We start from the raw sequence: 20,332 nt of genomic DNA on the forward strand, positions 1-20,332 counted from the left end.
CGATGGCTTAACGCAGAAGGGGGATTTTTTTTCTGACCCGGCCGGCATAATCTAATACTGATAGGCATAATCCTTTTGCGCTGTGCTTATTACACAGATGAATACCATACAGAACATGTTTGCCTGACATCCAATCCTGTTTGTAGCTGTCATTACCGGTCAGAAAATCAATATGGTTGACGTTGTCTTCAGTGATGACATGCTCTAGCAAGACTGCCATAAGAACGGTTCCCGGGCTAAAGCGGGTGTAGCTCTCAACATGTGCCAGTTTGAATATATAGGCCGTTTTTTTACAGACAAACCAGATCTGAGCTGCTATTGGCCGCTGCTGGTGATAAATAATGCCAATTCGAAGCTCATTACGATGCCATGCATATTCTGCTACGGCATCAATAAATGCCGGGTAAGGTTCTTTTTGCTTCCAACTGTGATAATAAACATGATGATAATCAATCAGTGCTTGTATCAACTGTGATTGACTGCCGTTGCTGAAAACTTGCGTGGTAAACTCGCCGGCCTTTTGCATTTGTTCACGTTTTCGCTTCAATGTGTTGAGCAAGCGAGGAGGGCGTAGAGCCCAATATTGCTGTATGTCTGTAATATTATTGTGATACCAATTGACAGAGTGTTGATAACGGTGGCCGGTAAAACCTATCTGCTTAAAAGCGTTAAGCCAATCAGTTGCTTGCTGCTCGTAAATTGGTGATATGTTGATGCTGTCATAACCTTTAAGCAGTTCAACTGTATTATCGCAAAGTTCATCTGCGCCAATGGTTTCAGATAATTCACTGTTGACCAAGCCATAAACAGGCGAATAATAGTTACTCATACTTAGTAAACTGCGGATCTGAAAAGCTTTCTGATTATCTGTTGGGCTCAATAAAGGAAGTACTTTGGCCTTAGGCTGCTGTGTCAATGGCAACCAAATGACGGAACTGTCGGTTACGATATGTTGCTCAAAATGTTCAAACCACTGCTGCCGGGTAAAAAATGGTGTGGTGTCTTGAATATCAGATGCTTGCGGTTGTTCAGTTTGCATTTCCATCTAGTCAACGCTCACTTCAGTCTGTTTTCTTTTCATGCGCATTTTCGTGTGTGACAAAAATGACAGCGCTATACCAGGTAAATTTGCGGAGTAGATGCTGGTATTAAACATTGGCCGCTGCTCAGTGGCCCACTCTATTTGTTCGGCAGATGCGTTGGTGTAGAAATCAATTGTGCTGATATCAGTGCGTTCAAATCCCCACCGGATCAGCTCTTTCAGTAGTAAGCGGCCAACCGCATATCTTTTGTATGCTTCATCAAAGGAGGTCTTTAATGCGATTAGAAGACCGTTGTGAAAGCAGCAAAGTCGTGATGCGATAAGCTGTTCACCAATATACATTTCAATAACCAAAGCTGATTGTTGCTGAGCTTGAAGCGTAAGAAACTGGCGGTAGAATTGCCCCTGGTAATTGCTCGGATGTAACGCTGTTCCCTGTTTACCCTTCCAGCCTTTTGATTCCAGCATGCCATAGCGGTCAACCGCATTTTGTACATCCTGTACTGACGTCAGGTGTGAAAAGCGAACTGCGCCTTGTTCTTCCTCAAAGCGATTTTGGTAGCGTTTCACATTTGCTTTAAGCTTTTTCGGTCGCTCACTCCAGTACTGCCCGAAGTCTGAAGTCACGTCTATTCTGATATTTGTTGCTTTGGCGGTAAGGTCTTTCCTGGACTGAAGCGCAATAATATTCTGATGTTCAGCAGGATCCAAACTGATAAAGTCTATGCGATAACAAAGGCCAGGCAATAATTTGAACAATTGTTGAAGTGATAATTGACAGTCGGGTGCGATGACAAGTAATGCCAGTGTAGCTTGGCTGGGTTTAAATATTTGCCATATACCAGTTTGACTCTTTTCCAGCAGTAGCATGGCTGAACTGCGGTGACCATCTTTTGCAACAGCGACAAATAAGTTTGGTTTAACGTACTGACACAATAAAGAAATAAAACTGCTGCTGAGCAATGGATTACCGTTATGCCATTGCTCATTTATGTAATCCCAATCAAACCAGAGGTTTGCGGGATAATCAGCTTGTGAAAAAACCTGCCACTGCATCAAATTAAAACCCGCTGGCATTTTTAATTAGCCGTAAATGAAAATGACCGGCAGTTTTGTCCCAAGGGGTAAAACGCTTTAGCTGATAACGCGATGTATCTGCAGTTGATATACCCCAATCGGTGGTTACCGCGCTGACAAAGCCGTTACTTTCCACCAACTTCACCGTTATATCGTCAAAGTCGGTGTTTTTTGCACCGTTGGGGTAGGCAAAGTGCTGCACGGGGCTGCCCAGCCAGCTTTCCAGTTGTTGTTTTGATTGGTTGATTTCCTGCCGCTGCTGCTGTTCCGGTATTACTTTTAAAATAGGATGATTAACGGTATGGGCACCAATAGTCACGCCGCAATCTGCCAACTGCTTAATTTGCGCCGGCGACATCATTAATGCAGCTTGCTCGTCTGCATTATTTTGCCGGTAAAACTGGTCAATTTTATCCAGCCGTTGCGCTAACGGCAGATATTTCAGCTGTTTCAACCATTGCTGCGCTTTGTTGCGTCTGTCCTGCCAATCGCCCAGTTGCACCTGCTCATCGTCCAGCTGCAATTGTTGCCGGCTTTGCGCAGCAAATAAATGAATTAACCGGTCATTCCACATATTGCGGCCGGTGCTAAAAGCCGTGGCAATGTACACCGTGGCCGGGATGGCATATTTAGCCAATATCGGCTGCGCGACAGTAAGATTATTCAGATAGCCATCATCAAAGGTTACGCAAACCGCATTGGGCGGCAGGGTATTATGCTTAAGGTGATGCAACGCCTGATCCAGCGACAACGGCGTAAAGTACTGTTGTAGCAGGCGCATTTGCCAGTCGAACATCTGCGCCGTTGGTTCAGTCGGCCGCATAGGGTCAAATTCGCTTAGCACCTGATGGTAAATCAGTATACTCAGCTTGCCACGGCTTGTGAGTTGCCCGGCTAATTGCAGCATTTTATGCAACATAAGCACTCTCGTGTTGCTGTAGCCATAACTCTATCACCACGATAATCCACACCAGTTCGCCGTAGTAGCCGGAATGACCACTTTGAAAGGTTGCAATAACCAGTTCGATGAAATCGGTTTGTAAAACTTGCCGTTGCTTAAATTGCTGTAATGCCTGCAGCGCAATCTGTTGCAGTTCGGTGTTTCTTTTCATCCAAACACCAAACGGCAGGCCAAAGCCATGCTTAGTTTTATTTAAGGTGCCATCGGGTAAAAAGCCACGGAAGCTGTTTTTATAAAAGCTGCGCAATGTGCCGCCAGCCAGTTTAAGTTCGGTAGGTACGGTGCAACTAAAGTCGACAACCTCTTTTTCAAACAACGGGTAGCGTACCTCTACACCGGCTTTTTTACACATGCCAGATACTTTAACCAAGTCATTGTCGCAAAGCGTGAATTTCCAGTCGAGATACATCATTTTATCTACCAGATAGTCAGATTTGCATTGCAGGAAACGCTGCTGTTGCTGCTGTAATGGTAGTTCGGGGTTAATGCCGGCATAAAACGCTGTGGTGAACATGTCACTACCGTTGAACCGGTTAAGAAAGTTATAGCTCTCCAGGCGGTCGGGCATTGGCATCTTGGCCTGGTTGATATAGCTGTGGGCTTTTTTCAGTAGCGGCAGCTTTGCTGCCAGCGGGTTGTAAAAGCTTATATCCAGCAATTTTTGCAAGGCATCGGGTAACTGATGATAGCGCTCAAACACTAACTGTTTAACATAGCGCTCGTTACCGGCAAATATTTCATCGCCGCCGTCGCCTGCCAGCATCACCTTGATACCATCTTGTGCAGCGACTTTGGCACAAATATAGGCTGCCATAGCGGAGGAGTTACCAAAGGGTTCGGTAAAACTTGCTGCGACCGAAGAAAAGTTCTCTGCAATATCTGCAGGTTGTAAATAGTGCACTTTATGTTCGGTGTTAAAATGCCGCGCTGTCAGCAGTGCATATTCGGTTTCGTCATAACCCTGCGCATCAAAACCGATGGAGTAGGTTTTGGCTTCTGTACTGTGCCTGGCCAACATTCCGGCTACGGTTGAACTATCAAGACCTCCACTTAAAAAAGCCGCGCAATTAGTGCTGATATTGCGCCGTACTGCAGTTGATATCACTTCACGACAGCGTTGCTGTAATTGTGCTTCAGTGTCGTTAGCTTGCGTAAAGTCGGGCTGGTAGTAGTTTTCAATACGGCCATTACCCGGTTGGCTCAAATCAGCGCAGCTGCCCGGAGGCATTTTCAGTACCTCAGCGTATAGCGACAGGGGAGATGGAATGCAGTGAAAATACATATAGTTATATATGGCTTGTGGGCTGATGCTAAGCGCGGCATCTTGCTGACGAATAAGCTGCACATCGTCGCTGATATAGCAGCTTTGGCTGTTATGTTGTTTGATATAGCAGGGCACAGAGCCAACATGATCGTTCACTACCTGCACGGTGCCTTGTTTTTTGTCGAAAATAACCAGCAGAAAAAAGCCGGCTATAGCATTAAAAAATGCAGCCGGTGTTTGCCGGTATTGCGTTAAAAACCACACTGCGCCGTTTTGCTGCAGCTTGTCCTGAAAATAATCTTGCTGATAGGGCCGCAAACGGCCAAGCAGTGCAATAACAGCATTGTCATCCTCTGCCAGATGCCATGTGCTGTCACTGAGCAGTGTTACCTTACGGTTGGCGGTTTCAAGTGTAACTGCAGCACTTGCCTGTGCTGAATCGCTTTGAGCTGCAACAGTTATTTTCCAGGTCATTTACTCATCCGTCCGTGTTTATCAGCTTAAATTTTGCGTCAATTTTAATAACTGCTCTGCCTGATAATCGCGGGAAAATCGGGCAATTTCCTCATCTGCTAAATAGCGGTAACTACTACTTTGCAGATTGCTGATGAGTTTAATTAAAGCGCTCACTATGGCATCGGCATCATTCATCGGCGCCAATTCTGCAACACCGCTTTGCTTGATCAGTGCAGCGGTATCGCCGGCCGCATCTGTCAGGGCCAGCACAGGTTTGCGGGCGCGGATATATTCATAAGCTTTTGCCGGCGTTTGGTAATTGCAATTGTCTGCCTGCATTAACAACAGCGCATCGGCGCTTAACATTTCCTCCAGCGCTTCAACATAATTCAGTGGCGGTGCCAGCTGCACTATATCGCTGATCTGCAGTTGCTCCAGCATAGGCTGGTACAATGCGTCATGACCGCTGCTGCGCAAAATAACCTTTAGTTGGCCGGCACATTCCGGTTGTTGCTGTTTTAACTGCTGTAATGCAGCAAAAAAGGCAGACGGATCACGCTCGTAGGGGTAAATGGTGCCGCTGTGCAACAAGGTAAATTGCGTGGTAGCGGCTTTATCCGGTTGTGGTTTAACCAGGTTAAATAAGGTTTCATCAAAGCCATTGGGCAGTACCTGCCATACGCTGTCGTCTACCTGCGGATACCGTGCCTGATACAGTGCTTTGGCGCCCGGGCTGGTAAAAATAATATGCTTGCAGTGTTGTACGGCTTTTCGTTCAATCCAGCCGAAAACACGCCTTAGGCGCGGCGTAGACGGGTAGTCCTCCTGCAACATAGGGTCGCGAAAATCGGCAATCCAGGCAACGCCGGTTAGTTTGTGTAATAAGTAGCCGATAATGTGTGCCGAAGCTATAGGGTAAGTGCTGATAATAATGTCGGCTTTATGGCGGCGAATATGGCGCCAGCCACGCCACACTGCGCCGAAAATCCAGCTTTGCCAACGGTCAGGCAAGGCCATTGCACTTAAATAGCGACCGCGCACTGAGAAATGCCTGGCAGTGTCGCGTGCATAGGCCCGTAGCACTGTAATATTGTCCGGAATAAGCTTGTGGTTGTCGTGGCTTAATGCGGCGTACGCCGGATAGGTTGCTGTAAGCACCGTCACATCCTGGCCGTGGCTGGCTAAGTAACGGCAAAAGCTTAATGTGCGGTGCACACCGCTGCTTACCTGAATGGGTGGAAAGTGATAAGCGATATAGAGAATTTTTTGTTTCACAAACATTCCGTGTTTGTAGCTTTGTTAATGGTACATTTAAACGTGTTATGCACTGAAGTGCAATATCTCGATCAGATTGCTGCGGCGAAACGCAGATTAAAGCACTGGACGTAGCCGTTTATCGCGGACTACACTAACGCAGTGTTTTAGTAAAGCAAGGAGTGCTTATGAAATCAGTGTATTTGGGAGTTTTAGCCGCAGTACTGTTGTTGTCCTTGCCGGTCCAAGCCCAGCGTAATAATACCACCTGTGGTATTGCGCAGGGGCAGCCGCTGAGTAATGCTTATGGCCCCTGGGACTTCACCAATCCCGGGCACAGCAGAAGACTACCTATCGTTATAAATGCTCACTTTACCGGTAAGGTGGAACAACTGATAGGGGGGGAAAACGGAACTTTGCTGGGTGACATTGATTACACCTTAAGAGCTATTCCAAATTATCACCGTGCGCTGAATGCCATCGGCAAATATTACCGTCTGAACCCTCCAACTGCCGAAAGTGGTGTGCCGTATTACTCTGCTGATTGCTATTTTAAGCGGGCTATTTATTTTCAGCCGGCGGATATCGTGTCGCGCATGCTGTATGGCATGCACCTGCATTTGTCAGGCAAACTTCAAGAAGCAGAGAAAGTCTATTTAACCGCTGTTGCCATGAGCAGCAATTATGCTGAGCTGCATTACAATCTGGGTTTGTTATACGTGGATATGAAAAACCTGGAAAAAGCCGCAGAGCATGCAAAAATTGCTTATGGCTTACAGTACCCGTTAAAAGGTCTGGAAAACAAAATAGTTAAAGCCGGTGGCAAACTATAATTTTACGTAAGACCTGGCGTATTGAGGATCTGCATAACACGTATATCCCAGGTGTTTTGCCGCGCTACAGCCTGACGGGCAGCTACCTGCGCAGGCTCCGGTAAAGCACTGAGCTGTTGCTTAATTGCGCTTTGCCATTCATCAACACTGTTGGCCAATGTTAATACTGATGAAAATGGGATTACCGCATCTAACGGTGCGCTAATCACCGGCTTACCTACAGCAAGATACTCATGCAACTTCAGTGGATAACCTGATATCGCCCAAGTGCTGCTGTCTGCTTTATAAATCATAATGTTAATATCAGCGTGTTGCATATAGGCGGCTATCGCGTTTACCGGTTTTGCGCCGGCAAAGTGCACGTTGTGCAGTGCCGACAGTGCCGACACAGTAGCGCTGCTATCCAGTTTGCCAATGCCACCAATTAAAACAAAATGCACAGTTTCCAGCCGTTTTGCCAGGGTAAGCAATAGCTCCAGGTCAACTTTTCGGTTTATCGAGCCGGTGTAAGCAACACGTGGATGCGGAATGGCATTTAAGTCATCGGGTACTGCCTGAGGGCGGGAGAACAGCTCGTAGTCAACGCCGTTGGGCAGAAAGACAATGTCTTGCCTGCCGGACAAGGTAGCCAGCCGCTGTTGGATCAGCGTAGAGGAGGCAAAAACCACATCGGCTTTGCTAAGCAGCGCCAGTTCTTTCTCTGCCAGCAGGGAGTAATCACCTTGCTTTGAGAAATCATCGTAGGCGTGATAAACCAGCTTTTGGTGGCCAATATCGCTGATATAGTCAGCATATTCCGGGTGAAACAGATACAGGCAGGTGTTTTGCGCCGTGCTGTCGGCTGCAATGGCTCGGGCAAACTGCTTGCGTACCGCCTTGTCAATTAACGGCACTTTAGGCAGGCGCAGCATCAGCTTTGATGGACGGAACACCGTAACATTGTCGGCATAAGTGCGCTGCGAAAACAGTGGCGCTTGCTCAAAGGCATTGCTGTTACGCTGCCAGAAATACAACGGACCTGTCGAGTACGTTACCCGGTGGGTTAAACCTATGCGGCTGAACAATTGTTGCCGGTTCATCCAGGGGCCATGCCAGTGGTTAGGGGCTAAAACGATAAAGTGCATGGTTAGCCGCGCCTCAAGGCTGATTTCAGGCTTTGCATCAGCCGGTACAACACCGGGCTTTGCTCCTCAAAATTATCCATCCAGCGTTGCCGTGAGGATTTAGCGTGGCGTTGAAACAAGGTTGCATCATATTTTCTTGCCTGTTGCTCTGCAGCACTGACAGAAGCAGCCGATTGTAGCGTGATCTGTGTAAGTAATTGCGCCAGTCCGGCGCTGTTGTGCTGCCAGTTAAAGTGTTTTTCAGCGTATTGTCGCGCTTGCATGGCGTATTGAGACATGTTGCCGGCATTATCAACATAGCTTTGCATGGCCGCTGCCAGTGCCGCTATGTTGACTTCACACTGTGGCCAGTAGTAGCCGTCCCAGCGTGCCCAGAGCTTATCTATTGCTACGGTGCGCCCGTTTATATCGGCAGCAACAAACTCGTTCATCGGGCCATAGTCCGGCACGATAACCGGCAACCCGGCTGAAGCGGCTTCAAGGATAGTCAGACCAATACCATCCAGCCTTGACGGGTAGACATACACATCGCCCTTATCGTACAAACCGGGGGCCGCTACGGTACCTTCGTGAATAAACAGCTGTTGTTTGGCCACCAGGTTATCAATGTTGTCGCTGAGCTGCGGAAAGACCGTTTTAAGTGGCACCTGACTATGTAAGTAAAGCTTTGCCTCACCGGTTAACAGCGAAAAGGCTTGCAGCAGCAAGTCGGTACCCTTGCGAAAAGGGCTCATACCGGCGGAGTGAAAAAACGTGACACCGCTGCGGTGCGACGCAGTTTGCGGTTTGGGTAGATAAAGCGATGTATCTGTACCCCAGGGAATAAATAAACACTGCGGATGCCAGGCAAATACACTGCGGTGCTTTTGCGTATTGCAAATTAAAAAGTCATACAACGCAAACATATCAACAGTTTGCTCAGTGTAGTAATCGATGTAGGCGCCGGTTTTGATTTTCAGCTCACGGCATAACATGACCGGTGCCCAGATTTTTTGTTCGTTAAAAATAACCAGCTCAATGTTGTTGCTGATTAACCAACGTTGAAAATCTTCCGGGTTAATGTCAGTAAAGGCAAAGGTAGCGGGTTTTTTTGCCCAGGTTACGTAGTCCAGATCCCAATTGGGATCGCCAATAGCAAACTTCTCCCCGCCGCGGGCATAAATAAAAACATCATGCTCGCTTGCCAGCACATCCCGAAATTGTCTGGACACGTAGGCGGCGCCGCGTTCGAACCAGGTGGTTACAATGCCAATGTTCATTGGTATCAGCCTTAAATTACCAGTTAAATCCAAGTTTTCGTCTGATCCATGCTTTTAGCGAGCCCGGTAGCAGCTTATTAAATGCCGGAGCTACTGCCACAGCAGCGCGTCTCGTAGCAGGAGCAAGCACTAAGCTGTTGTACCAATATGCTGTCAACGCAACTTTTTTGAAGGCAGAGAACGAGGTTTTGCCTGCAAAGCTGTGGCTTAGTGCGTCGTTAAAACAACCGGCATTATTCGCGATGGCCTGTTGCAGCAATTTGTGATCTTTTGCTGGTGGCGGATGTTGCAGCAGATGCAAAATGTCTTCTGCTGATGCTGACAGCGGCAGTACATTTTGCTCACATCCTACACTGGCTAATACACTGCTTAGTTTAGGATCGTAAGACAACGCAACACAGGGTACAGCGGCCAGTATTGCCAGCAGATTAGCATGTAAACGCATAGAAATAAGGCCGTGCAAAGAGGCAATAGTGTCCAGCGTTGCGGTAGTATTTTGCTCACCGGATAGCTGGATATTGTCGCCGAACCGTTGTTTAAGGGCGTGATACAGCGCGATGTCGCTTTTTTCATACGGCATAAAAAGTACAGCATACTGATTGTCAATTAACTGCTCTGTCAGCCGTAACAGGGTTGATTGCTCAAGGCCAGGCCAATGGCGGTAACACAGACCAATAATTTTTTGCTCTGCCTTTTCTGCCAAATGTTGCCCTTGTAAGAAAATACTGTCGTAACCCTGTTTTACCGTGTTGGGCTTTGGCACCAGGTGTTGCTGTATATATTTAACGGAGTAGCTGTCACGGCAATAGATAACGTCATTGGCCTGTAAGAAAAGGTTACTCAGTTTTACACCTTGCGTAGATTTTATCGGCCCGGCACCGACACCAAACGACATTACCGGTTTATTCATTACTTTGGCGATAGAGGCAATAAAAGCACAGTGCTGTATCAGTCGGGTGCTGTGCGCATCCTGCAGTAAGCCACCACCAACAAATACCACACTATCCGCCCGGCGAATCGCGCTGATGAGGTTTGACAGGCCTTTAACGTTAAGAGGCTGCCCGGGGTAATAAGCTTCGACGTAATTATAGTTGTCGCCGATATAGGTTTTGCTGAGTGCCGGTTGGCCTGAGGCGATGGTAATGTGGTTGCTGTACTTTTGGCTGATATGTGCTGCAACAGCAGAGGTAAGAATTTCATCACCGACATTAATACCACCGACATACCCGGCCAACAAAAAGTGCTTAGACGCGTACTCTGTAGCGTCGCTTTGTTGTTTAATCATCCCTGAGAATCCTTTTTCGAACGGCGGGCCATCAATTTGGCCCGTAAAGTGCGAAGCTGTTGCAGCCAAAATTCATTTTTCGTGATGTAACCTAAGTATATTGCAGCAATTGCGAAATAACAGAATGCGCCTGTGGCAACTTTAGCAAGCAACAGCACCGCGACGGAGTGAACCTGTTGCTTGTCTAAAACATAGCCCAGCAGTTTAATTGCCAGCGTCATTAATACTGCGGCAGATATCGGAAAAGCAAACAGCATCAGTGCCTGGCGCAGGGTGAATTTCAGCATCAGGCTGCAGGTCCAGAAACTAAGCGGCAAGGTGACTAAGGACACCGCCAGCACGGTGACCGCAGCGCCAAGTGCTCCATAGTGTGATACCGAGTACAAAAGCAGTGGCACAATTACAATTAAACGGGACAGAGAAATATAGGTGCTGATATGGGGCTTACCTAAAGCCACAAAGACGTTGCCCATATTTTGTACGGCACAGCGGCTTAAACCATAGAACGATAAGATGGATACCATCGGCACTATGTTAAGCCATTTATCACCTAAAAAAAGCGCTACCGCCTCGTGCGCCACGGCGTAAAAGCCAAAACAGATAGGCGCGGCAAAAAACAACACTACACCGGTGATTTTCAGAAACATGTCTCTTAAGGCATTTATATCTGATTTGACCAATGAATATCCGGGAAATATCGCGCGGCTAAGCGGAAAGACCAGCTCTGTGGTTGGCAAATTAGATATTTCGTAACTTACACTGTAATAACCCAGCTCAGTAGTATTTGTTCTGTTGCCGATAATCAGATCTGTTACTTTATGGTTAAGGAAAATCAGTAAGTTATTAAGCAGCAGCCATTTGGAGAAGCGAAATAATTCCGCTGCCTGGTTTAAGCCGAAGGTGGGGCGGTAGGGGTGCATAACATAGCTTAACAGTACCCGCGCAATGGCATTACTGAACATGCCGATCACAAGCGCCCAGTAGTTTTGCCAGTAAAACGCCGCAGCGATGGTGATGGTAAATGACACTAATTTGGTAATAACTTCCAGATTAAACTCTTTTTTCAGATCCAGGTTTTTGCGATATAGCACAAAGCCGATATTTTCTGCGCTTTTGATCAGCGGAATAAAGGCAACAACCTGCACCACCAGGGTTAAACGGGGGTCGTTAAAAAAAGCGCTGATCCAGGGACTGGCGAAAAATAATAGTATGGCGAGCAACAAACCTGACAATAGCTTGCATGTCCAGGCGCTGTTCAGGGTGTCATCAGTAACATTATCCTTTTGGATAATGTTGATATCAAAACTGAAGCTGGTGAATATTTCAAAAAATGCCACCATCGCCATACATGCGGCCATAATGCCGAAATCGGCCGGAAACAGCAGACGGGCAAGAATAATAGTACTGATAAACCCAAGGCCTTTAATGCTAAGCCGGGTTAACACAGACCAGGCCGCGCCTATGGCAATCTTTTTACCCAGACCGCGGTTAGCATTACTCAAGCCTGACTCCGCATTTTAGTAACACCTGTCGCGGGCCGCAGCACCTGCATAGCAACAACCATAGCCAGCACGGCATACAGCAAATCAAAATAGGCTAAGCTAACGTTGGCGCCGGTAATACCGTAGCCAATAATGGATAAATTCAGCGCACTGCTCAAGTGGTACATCCACTGGTGGTCTTCACTGTGTCTACAAAGCTTATTGGTGCGGATATTACTGAAATAAGTGCTGCCCAGCATAGCGAGAAAAATAAACAGCCCGATAAAGCCATGGTCACCCAGTACCTGAAAATAGATATTATGTGCCGCTTTGGGCCGTAAATCTGCCGGGATAGCTGGCGTTTGTATCGGGCCAAAATCGGCGGTATAAGGTGCATAGCTGTTCCAGACAATCGGATTGGTAACCGCACGAAAACCGCCGCCGGAAACAGGGTGATCCAGCGCTATCATGGTAGAGATTTTCCACGCCCACAACCGGCCGATAAAAGAGCCATCTTCGGTTGCTGCAGTGGCTACAGTGGTTTGCCGCTCGCGCCAGTCTTCCGGTGCTTTTTGATACAATACAGGCACAAGCAGAAGTGCGACCAAAGCCAGTGGTATTTTATACTTAGAGCGCCACCAGAAAGCTACACCCAAAATAGCCAGGCCAATAAAGCCACCGCGCGAATAAGTGCCTATTACAGCAACAACATTCAATACGGCAAGCCCTAACAGGCCTAAACGGATTAACTTATGCTTAGAGGTAAAATACAAATAAGCTATCAGTGGCAGCGACATATTAATTGCTACAGCAAAATCGTTGCGGTCTTGAATAACACCGGCACGGCCGACAACTTCATGGCCGCCACCGGAGAGTAAAAATTTTAGCCCTTCCATACCAGCATAGGATGAAACGGATAAAACGATACACCAGACAAAGATATCTAACTGGTAGCGTTTTTTAAGCAGCAGTATGGCAAAGAAAAACAACATGACAACTTTAATAAAGTCAATGAAGTAACCCCATATTTTGGCGCTATCGTAGGTGATGTGAGTCAGTGACGACAAAAATGTCCAGAAACAAAACAGCAACACCAGCCAGCCAATCTTACTCAGATGGACCGACTTATTTTTTTCGGCCACGATATACGCAATAAGGGTGATCAATACAATGCTCAGGTTTAACCGTAAATGAGTTGAAAAGCCAAAAGCCCATAAGGTGGGAGCGGTCAGCGCTATCCATATCCAGGCGCAGACACCGATAAAAGGGCGCTTAAAGGTGAAATAAACGACGATAAAAAAGAAAGCAACCAGTAGTAAATCGCGCATTATTATTCTTCCTGCTTAGTTGCCCAGTAAAACAGGGCAACTAAGGCGCTAATATCAAACAACAAATATAAACTATCTAACATGCTGCTCTCCCTGTGCTGCAGCAGAGTTACCACGTTGCTGTAGTACTTTATCAAATGTTTGTTTTAACAGAATTATCGATTGATCCCAACTGAGTGTGCGGGCATAGGCGCTGACATCTTCGCGTGCCGGCATATTCTGCTTTAGCGTCAACAAGGCATTGAGCAGGGCGTCAACAGAGAAGTCTTTACTGACGATGCCGGCGTGCGGGTGGGCTATAACTTCCGGTGTGCCACCTGCAGGGGTAGTTACTACCGGACAGCCGCACGCCATGGCTTCAAGCAAAACATTAGCCCAGCCTTCGCGGCTTGAAGCCAGTACCAGGCAATCAGCAGCGTTATAATGTTCGCGCAATTTGTGTTGTGGCTGGGGTGCAATAAACCTTACCCGCTCACTAATACCCAGCCTGGCAACACGTCGTTGCAATGCGGCTTTTTCCTCGCCATCACCAATAATAGTCAAGGTAACATCGTTTAATTGCGCCACTATGTCGATAATTTTGTGCTGGCCTTTTAACTGCACCAACCGGCCGACACTAAGCAGTGCATAACCGCTGTAGCCCAGCTCCTGGCGCAGGGTGTCGCGTTTGTCCTGCGGATAAAACAGCTCAAGATCAACGCCGTTGCGAATGGCGATATTGTGTGTCAATGCCGGTTGCAGCCGCTGCATGCGGTTGACCAGATCCTGACAAACGCCAATGGCGGCATCCACTTTAGCCAGGGTACGTTTGATCTGCCAGCGTGGCACGCTGTATTCAGGTAACAGGTGAATATCGCTGCCTCTGGCGGTTGCCACCAGCGGCAGCTTAAACTTTCCGGCCAGCCATTGTGCGGCGACGGCATCGGGGTAGATGTAGTGTGCGTCAATCAGATCAAAGCGCTCGCCCTGAGCTAACAGACGGGTTAGCTGCTGTTTCAGACAATAGTACAGAGTGTAAGGGTTAACATACATGCCCAGCCCCGGCACTGCCAGATAGCTTGGGTGCAACACGCGGATACCGTGTCTGATTTGAGCTTCTGTATCAGCTGTAGTTTTTGTCGTCAGATACCGCCTTGGGCAGGGCGCAATAACGGTGATTTGCAACTGCGGATAGGCTTGTTTTAACTTGCGCATACGGGTTTCAACAAAAATACCGTGTTGCGGTTGCTGCGCGTTGGGATACAAGGTGCTGATAGTCAGTATGTTCATGGTCAATTTGGCCGGCATTGCTCAAACTGTTGCACAATACGCCATGCGTTGTGGTCCCAGGTGAGTTGCTGCTGCGCAATACTGAGTTTGGCGTTGGCGCCCAATTGCGCAATCAGCGCCGGTTGTTCGCACAGCTCGTTTAAACATTGGGTAAAGCTTTGTGGCTGCGCCATATCGAACAATAGCGCATTCTGCCGGTGTTGCAGTAACTCGCGGATGTTGGCGCTGTCCGGTGCGATAATTGCCTTTGCCATATACATGTATTCGAGCATCTTAAGGGGCGAGGCGTAAGGCACTACATCGGGCTGCAGTGCGATATGCATCGGCGCCAGCCAATCGGGCATATCGTTGCGGCTCACCAGACCACTGACAAAAATCTGCTCACTGATATTCAGCTCTGCTGCCTGCTGTTTTAACGCGGCAATGGCAGGGCCGTCACCAATGATAAGGAAAAATAACGCCGGATTTTGCAGTTTGGCCATTAGCGTCAGCACCCGATCCAGCCCATGCCACTCGCGGCAAAAACCAACAAAACCGATGACTATTTTACCCTGAAGCGGCGGTAATTCTGCCGGAGTAACCTGAGGGCGGGAAAATACCGTTTCGTTAATACCATTTGGTATTACCGTAATTGCGGTTTCGTTAACGCCGGCCCGGCGCAGATAATCTGCCAGCACATTGGTGACGGGGAAGCAGCGGTGGGCATTTTTCCAGCAATAGTGCTGCGACCAGCGCGCCAATCTGTCCAGCGCAATACCATGGTACTTTTTCCGCTCTTCGTATATCGGCGCGTTAACTTCAAGCAGCAGTGGTAGCTTGCAACATTTGCCGGCCCAGACTCCCGCCGGTAAAAACAGGTTAAAGCGCTCGTAGATAAAATCAGGTTTGTATTTATAAACAGCCGACACTAATTTGATAAAGGCAATAACTGCGTACAGCAGTTCCAACACTTCGTACAAATGCTGCGGCAGACGTTGTTTCAGCCAGGCTACGATACCGCCTGAGCTGCCAAACTCACTTTGCTCTGTCAGTTTTGGTGCGACGATAAATACCTGGTGGCCGGCTTTACGCAGGGAATTAATGATCTCTTCAACATGCACATATTGGCCGTCTTTTGACGCAATACGGTGATGGTACAAAATTCTGTACTGTTTATTAACGGCGTCCATGGCTTATCCCGGTATAGTTGACTGGCATTCTTTTTCTAAAAATGCGGCAAACATTAATAAGGTCCACAGTGCAGTGCTGTTATCTTTCATGCCACTTTGGTGTTCAGTCAGTAGTTTTCTCAGTTCAAACTCGTTAAAAAAGCCGCTGCCCAGCATCAGGTCTGAGGTCAGCTTTTCCTGCAGTCGTTGCCGCAGCGGACCACGAAACCATTCGGCCAATGGCACGGCAAAGCCCATTTTTTGCCGGTACAGTACATCCTGCGGCAGATGCGGCTCGAGCGCTTTTTTCAGGCCATATTTGCCGGTGCCGCGGTGCAGATTAGCCTCAGACTCTGCAGTAAAGGCCCACTCAACAAACTTGTGGTCTAAAAACGGTACCCGTACTTCCAGTGAATGCGCCATGGATGCGCGATCTACCTTAGTTAAAATATCGCCCACCAGGTAGGTTTTCATATCGAGGTATTGGGCTATTTTCAGTGGATCAAGATGCGCGACTTTGGCGCCGTGCCGCCGGAATACCGCTATGGAGTTATAGCCATTTAAACGTTGTTTGAATTCTGCCGAAAACAGTTTTTCACGCTGATCGTCGCGCAAGATGGCGATAGAATTGTGATAACCGGCAACGGTATCCAACGCCAATGACTGAAACGTGGTTTTTGCCCGCAGAAATTTAGGTGCCCAGTCCAGCTTCGGGTAGCACTTGCCAAGCAGGCCAAACAGCGGCTTTCTGAGCGCCAATGGCAACCAATTGCGTAAACGCTGTTCGTGCATATGCAGTTTGTAACGGCGGTAGCCGGCAAACAGCTCGTCGGCGCCGTCGCCGCTAAGTGCTACGGTAACATTACGCCGCGCCATTTCACATACACGGTAGGTTGGAATAGCTGAGCTGTCAGCATAGGGCTCGTCGTACAAGTCGGCCAGTTTATCCAGCAAGTCAAAATCGTGCTCACTGACAATACTTTCATGATGCGCGGTGTGATAACGGGCGGCGACCTGACGGGCAAATTCGGTTTCATTGTATTTCGGGTTATCAAAGCCGATTGAACAGGTATTGACGGGATCGCTTTGCAGGCCGGCCATCATCGCCACCACAGCGCTGGAGTCGACACCACCGGATAAAAATGCCCCCAGCGGCACCTCTGCCACCAGGCGGATTTTTACTGCTTCGCGTAACCGGCCAATCAGCTCCTGTTGCAGAGCATCGCTGCTCAGATCTTTTGCCCATTGTGTCGGTACATCCCAGTATTGCAGTGGCTGTGGCAAGTTATTCTCGCCATGGCGCAGTAATAAGGTATGGCCGGGTGATAACTTAAAGCTATTTTGGTAAATGGTGTAGGGTTCAGGTACGTAGCCAAAGGTAAAGTAATCTTCTACTGTGCTGTCGCGCAGGGCACGGTCAAACAAAGGATGGTTGCGCAGTACCTTAAGTTCTGAGCCAAATATAAACTCGCCATTGGGTAACAGCGAATAAAACATCGGCTTAATACCAAGCCGGTCGCGTGCCAGAAACAGGCATTGCTGTGCCTGGTCCCAGATAGCAAAAGCAAACATACCGCGCAAATGCCGGACGCAGTCGGTTCCCCATTCCAGCCAGGCATTGAGAATGGTTTCTGTATCGCCATGGCTATTAAACTGATGGCCCAGGGCGCTGAGTTCGGTGCGTAGTTCGGCGAAGTTATAAATTTCGCCGTTAAATACGATACAGGCCTGCTTATTGGCACTTTGCATAGGTTGCGGGCTGCCGGCGATATCGATAATAGATAAACGGCGGTGCGCTAAGCCGATACCAGGTTGATAAAAATAGTCGCCGGCGTCCGGGCCACGATGCCACTGGCTGTCGTTCATCCGTGATAGGATGCTGTGCTCAGGCGTTGCCTGATGGGTTAACTGATAAATTCCGGCAATACCGCACATGGTTAAGTCTGCTTCCTTGTCATTTCGTATAACGTCCTGTATCGCTGTACCATCGTAGCGATACTAAAGTGCTGCTGGCAATGCTTTTTTACTAACAGACCGTCGGCTTCGCGTGCTGGTGGCGACTGAATATATCGTAGCAGCGCTGAGGCTAATGCCTGAACATCAGCAGAGGGTACCAGGTTTGTGCTGTGTAACTCCTGCGGCAGTAACTCCGGATTGCCGCCTACAGCAGTAGCGATAACAGGAGTGCCGCTGGCCATCGCTTCAAGTATGGTATTGGATATGCCCTCGGCTAAAGAGGGCAGTACAAACACATCCAGCCGTTGCATCAGTTGCGCGATGTCCGCCCGATTACCGGCAAAGATAATCCCGGCGCTGAGCTGATGCTGTTCTGTCAGCTGTTGCAGTTCCTGCCGGCAAGGGCCATCGCCAATCAGTAGCAGTTTGCAGCCTTGTTTCAGTTGTGGCTGTTGCCGGCACAATAAGGCAAAAGCATTAATCAGCAACGCCTGATTTTTCACTTTAGCCAGCCGGCCCACAGTGCCGATTAACAGTGGCGGGTTGTTAGCTGCAATAGCAAAAGTGCTGAGATCTGCCGGCTGTGCCAGGCTGAATTTATCAATATCCACGCCATTGCAAATGCGCCGGATTTTATCGTCTGCCAGATGAATATGTTGTTTAAGATAATGCTCTGATTCGGCAGATAAGCAAATGTACTGATGCACAAACACTTTGAGCAGACGGCGCAGCAGGCGGTACTTTTTGTTGCTGCCGCCAACGTCATAACTGTCCCAGCCATGTTCGCCGTGCAGACGCAGCGGCACCTTGCGCCACCAGCCTACAGCTTGCAACTCCAGCGTGGCAAGATTGCGGCTGTGTAATACATCGGGTTGTAATTGCTTTAGTAAGCGGTTCAGTTTGCCCGGCAATGACCAGTCATGGCCTTCACGTTTTTCCAGGTTATAAAGACAAACATTGTTACTTTGAATGCGTTTAACAAACTCAGTATCAAAACCGGTTAATGTCACTATGCTGTGGCGGAATTTGTCTGGCGGCAGCTGATTAATCAAATTAACCAGACCATTTTCCAGCCCGCCGGTGGCAAAGTGCCATACCAAATGCGTGATATGGATCGGTTCTGCAGCTTGCTCAGTCATAATCAGCGCCGGTAACAGCAACTGTTGGTAGGGCAGCCGTCTGTTGTAGTGTCTGAGCAGCACGGCGCAGTAGCTGCACTTCGCCTTCATCTGCTTTGCCGGCTACTGAAACTGCATAGACAGCCGCAACAGAGCTGTCATCAGTAAGAAAAGCTAAAGCCTGATGAAGTTTAGCTTGCGGACTGCTGATTACGCTGTGTTGCCCGATCTGATACCAGTACAACAGGCTCCTGTAGCTACCGTCGCGTGCCTTTAATTGCAAAATAACAGTATTGTCCCGTGCGACTCTGTCTTGCACTTGCCAGCGCTTTGGGTCAAACAAAGCATTTTGCCAACTGATTAATTCACCGACATGCTGCTTGTTTGCATAAAACGCAACAAAATAGCTGATTCCGGCATTATCAGTGCCTTTTCCCAGCGCCTGGCTGTGTGGAAAGCTGATTCCCCAATCTGCTATAGCGTTGGTGTTTGTGGCGAAAGGCAGGGAGACTGATACAGCGCTGTCTGGTGTGGTTTGGGCATGCAGTGACAGAGTAAAGCTAAGCGTAGCTGCCAGGGTGAATAAAGAGCAGATCACAACACTGCTTTGCAGTTGCGGTGTTGCATTACTGCTATTGCTGCGGCTCAGTGCTACCTCTTGGTCGGCAAAGCGGCCACCAAGCCAAAAGCCCGCCAGCAATACAGCACCGAAAAACAGCCAGCCGTAAAGATAATGATCGGCACCAAAGCCGAAGCGCATATTCGACACTTCTCCGATATACACCAGCATAAATGCCCTGACACCATTAGCCAGTACAGAGATTAATGCCATAAAAACTACAAAACTGACGTGTTTCCATATGCGATTAAAAGTGAGGTAACTAAACAACACTGATATAGCAATGGATGCAATTAAAAAACGCAAACCAGAGCAGGCTTCGGCCACTTCAAATAGCCCGGCCGGCGTCGCCAGATATAAGCCTTCGCGATATACCGGTATATTCACCCAGTGCAGCATCATTACGGTCAGATCCGCGGTGATATCTTGCAGAAGCGGTGATAGTTCTTCGCCAAACGGGACGAGAAAAATCAGATAACCTATAGCAAATACATAACGGCGTGCAACGCGGCTACCCAACACCAGCCACAACAGCATCTGCAGTGTTACCACAGCAGCCAGATGCATCAGTAGCGCGATGTCGGCGGCAAAACCTAACAACCAGACAAATTGAGTTGTGATTAAGATTAATAATGGCAGCCAGGCGACGGGGACGGCACTGCTGTTAGTGTTAACGCTGGTTTTTGCACGATAAAAAAAGTACAAACTGATAGGCAGGATCAGATAGCAATGATTATAGGTTGCTGATGAACGCCAGACCCGTTCCATGTCCAGCCATGCATCAGCGTACAGCAAGATATAGCAAATTAACGCCAATAGCAGAAGCAGTAATCTGATTGGCAAAGCATTGACCATTGG

16 protein-coding genes are annotated in these 20,332 nt (G+C 48.2%); 1 reads left to right on the plus strand and 15 read right to left on the minus strand.

Features of this window, described 5'->3' with window-relative positions; translation table 11 throughout:
• Positions 1 to 7: 7 nt before the first annotated feature.
• From Q8O77_RS13695 to Q8O77_RS13715, 5 genes are read right to left on the minus strand one after another with little or no spacing between them, the layout of a single operon-like run.
• Positions 8 to 1,045: a GNAT family N-acetyltransferase gene (locus Q8O77_RS13695; protein ID WP_305554136.1), complete on the minus strand. Its 1,038-nt coding sequence runs from the start codon at positions 1,043 to 1,045 to the stop codon at positions 8 to 10.
• Positions 1,046 to 2,119 (minus strand): GNAT family N-acetyltransferase, encoded by a 1,074-nt coding sequence (locus tag Q8O77_RS13700; RefSeq protein WP_305554139.1) that lies wholly within the window; start codon positions 2,117 to 2,119, stop codon positions 1,046 to 1,048.
• Complete coding sequence (locus tag Q8O77_RS13705) at positions 2,103 to 3,038, minus strand: polysaccharide deacetylase family protein (protein WP_305554142.1); 936 nt, start codon at positions 3,036 to 3,038, stop codon at positions 2,103 to 2,105. The genes Q8O77_RS13700 and Q8O77_RS13705 overlap by 17 nt, the downstream gene beginning before the upstream one ends.
• On the minus strand, positions 3,028 to 4,818 hold the full coding sequence (locus Q8O77_RS13710; protein ID WP_305554145.1) for an asparagine synthetase B: 1,791 nt from the start codon (positions 4,816 to 4,818) through the stop codon (positions 3,028 to 3,030). Before Q8O77_RS13710 ends, Q8O77_RS13705 begins: the two co-directional genes overlap by 11 nt.
• 21 nt (positions 4,819 to 4,839) lie before the next feature.
• A complete protein-coding gene (locus Q8O77_RS13715) occupies positions 4,840 to 6,075 on the minus strand; it encodes a glycosyltransferase (RefSeq protein WP_305554148.1) in 1,236 nt (411 codons plus the stop codon).
• A 167-nt stretch (positions 6,076 to 6,242) separates the two neighbouring features.
• Between Q8O77_RS13715 and Q8O77_RS13720 the strand changes: the two genes are divergently transcribed.
• The gene (locus Q8O77_RS13720; protein WP_305554151.1) at positions 6,243 to 6,887 is read left to right on the plus strand and encodes a tetratricopeptide repeat protein; all 645 of its coding nucleotides are present in this window, start codon (positions 6,243 to 6,245) and stop codon (positions 6,885 to 6,887) included.
• Between the two features lie 2 nt (positions 6,888 to 6,889).
• On the opposite strand, the gene Q8O77_RS13725 is transcribed toward Q8O77_RS13720, so the two are convergent.
• The 10 genes from Q8O77_RS13725 to xrtA all read right to left on the minus strand — a co-directional run bounded on the left by Q8O77_RS13725 (position 6,890) and on the right by xrtA (position 20,329).
• A complete protein-coding gene (locus Q8O77_RS13725; protein WP_305554154.1) occupies positions 6,890 to 8,011 on the minus strand; it encodes a glycosyltransferase in 1,122 nt (373 codons plus the stop codon).
• Positions 8,012 to 8,013: 2 nt separating this feature from the next.
• A complete protein-coding gene (locus Q8O77_RS13730; RefSeq protein WP_305554157.1) occupies positions 8,014 to 9,270 on the minus strand; it encodes a glycosyltransferase family 4 protein in 1,257 nt (418 codons plus the stop codon).
• Positions 9,271 to 9,286: 16 nt separating this feature from the next.
• Positions 9,287 to 10,555, minus strand: a complete 1,269-nt coding sequence (locus tag Q8O77_RS13735; protein WP_305554159.1) for a polysaccharide pyruvyl transferase family protein — start codon at positions 10,553 to 10,555, stop codon at positions 9,287 to 9,289.
• On the minus strand, positions 10,552 to 12,057 hold the full coding sequence (locus Q8O77_RS13740) for a lipopolysaccharide biosynthesis protein (protein ID WP_305554161.1): 1,506 nt from the start codon (positions 12,055 to 12,057) through the stop codon (positions 10,552 to 10,554). Before Q8O77_RS13740 ends, Q8O77_RS13735 begins: the two co-directional genes overlap by 4 nt.
• Complete coding sequence (locus Q8O77_RS13745) at positions 12,054 to 13,364, minus strand: putative O-glycosylation ligase, exosortase A system-associated (RefSeq protein ID WP_305554163.1); 1,311 nt, start codon at positions 13,362 to 13,364, stop codon at positions 12,054 to 12,056. Before Q8O77_RS13745 ends, Q8O77_RS13740 begins: the two co-directional genes overlap by 4 nt.
• Before the next feature lie 72 nt (positions 13,365 to 13,436).
• On the minus strand, positions 13,437 to 14,633 hold the full coding sequence (locus Q8O77_RS13750) for a glycosyltransferase (protein ID WP_305554165.1): 1,197 nt from the start codon (positions 14,631 to 14,633) through the stop codon (positions 13,437 to 13,439).
• A 2-nt stretch (positions 14,634 to 14,635) separates the two neighbouring features.
• A complete protein-coding gene (locus Q8O77_RS13755; protein WP_305554167.1) occupies positions 14,636 to 15,802 on the minus strand; it encodes a glycosyltransferase family 4 protein in 1,167 nt (388 codons plus the stop codon).
• A gap of 3 nt (positions 15,803 to 15,805) precedes the next feature.
• A complete protein-coding gene (locus tag Q8O77_RS13760; RefSeq protein WP_305554169.1) occupies positions 15,806 to 17,716 on the minus strand; it encodes an XrtA/PEP-CTERM system amidotransferase in 1,911 nt (636 codons plus the stop codon).
• Positions 17,717 to 17,718: 2 nt separating this feature from the next.
• Positions 17,719 to 18,876: a TIGR03088 family PEP-CTERM/XrtA system glycosyltransferase gene (locus Q8O77_RS13765; protein ID WP_305554170.1), complete on the minus strand. Its 1,158-nt coding sequence runs from the start codon at positions 18,874 to 18,876 to the stop codon at positions 17,719 to 17,721.
• Entirely contained in the window at positions 18,869 to 20,329 is a 1,461-nt protein-coding gene (gene xrtA, locus Q8O77_RS13770) for an exosortase A (RefSeq protein WP_305554858.1), read from the minus strand. Before xrtA ends, Q8O77_RS13765 begins: the two co-directional genes overlap by 8 nt.
• Between the last annotated feature and the right edge of the window lie 3 nt (positions 20,330 to 20,332).

Source organism: Rheinheimera sp. (assembly GCF_030690345.1).
Classification (GTDB): domain Bacteria; phylum Pseudomonadota; class Gammaproteobacteria; order Enterobacterales; family Alteromonadaceae; genus Alishewanella.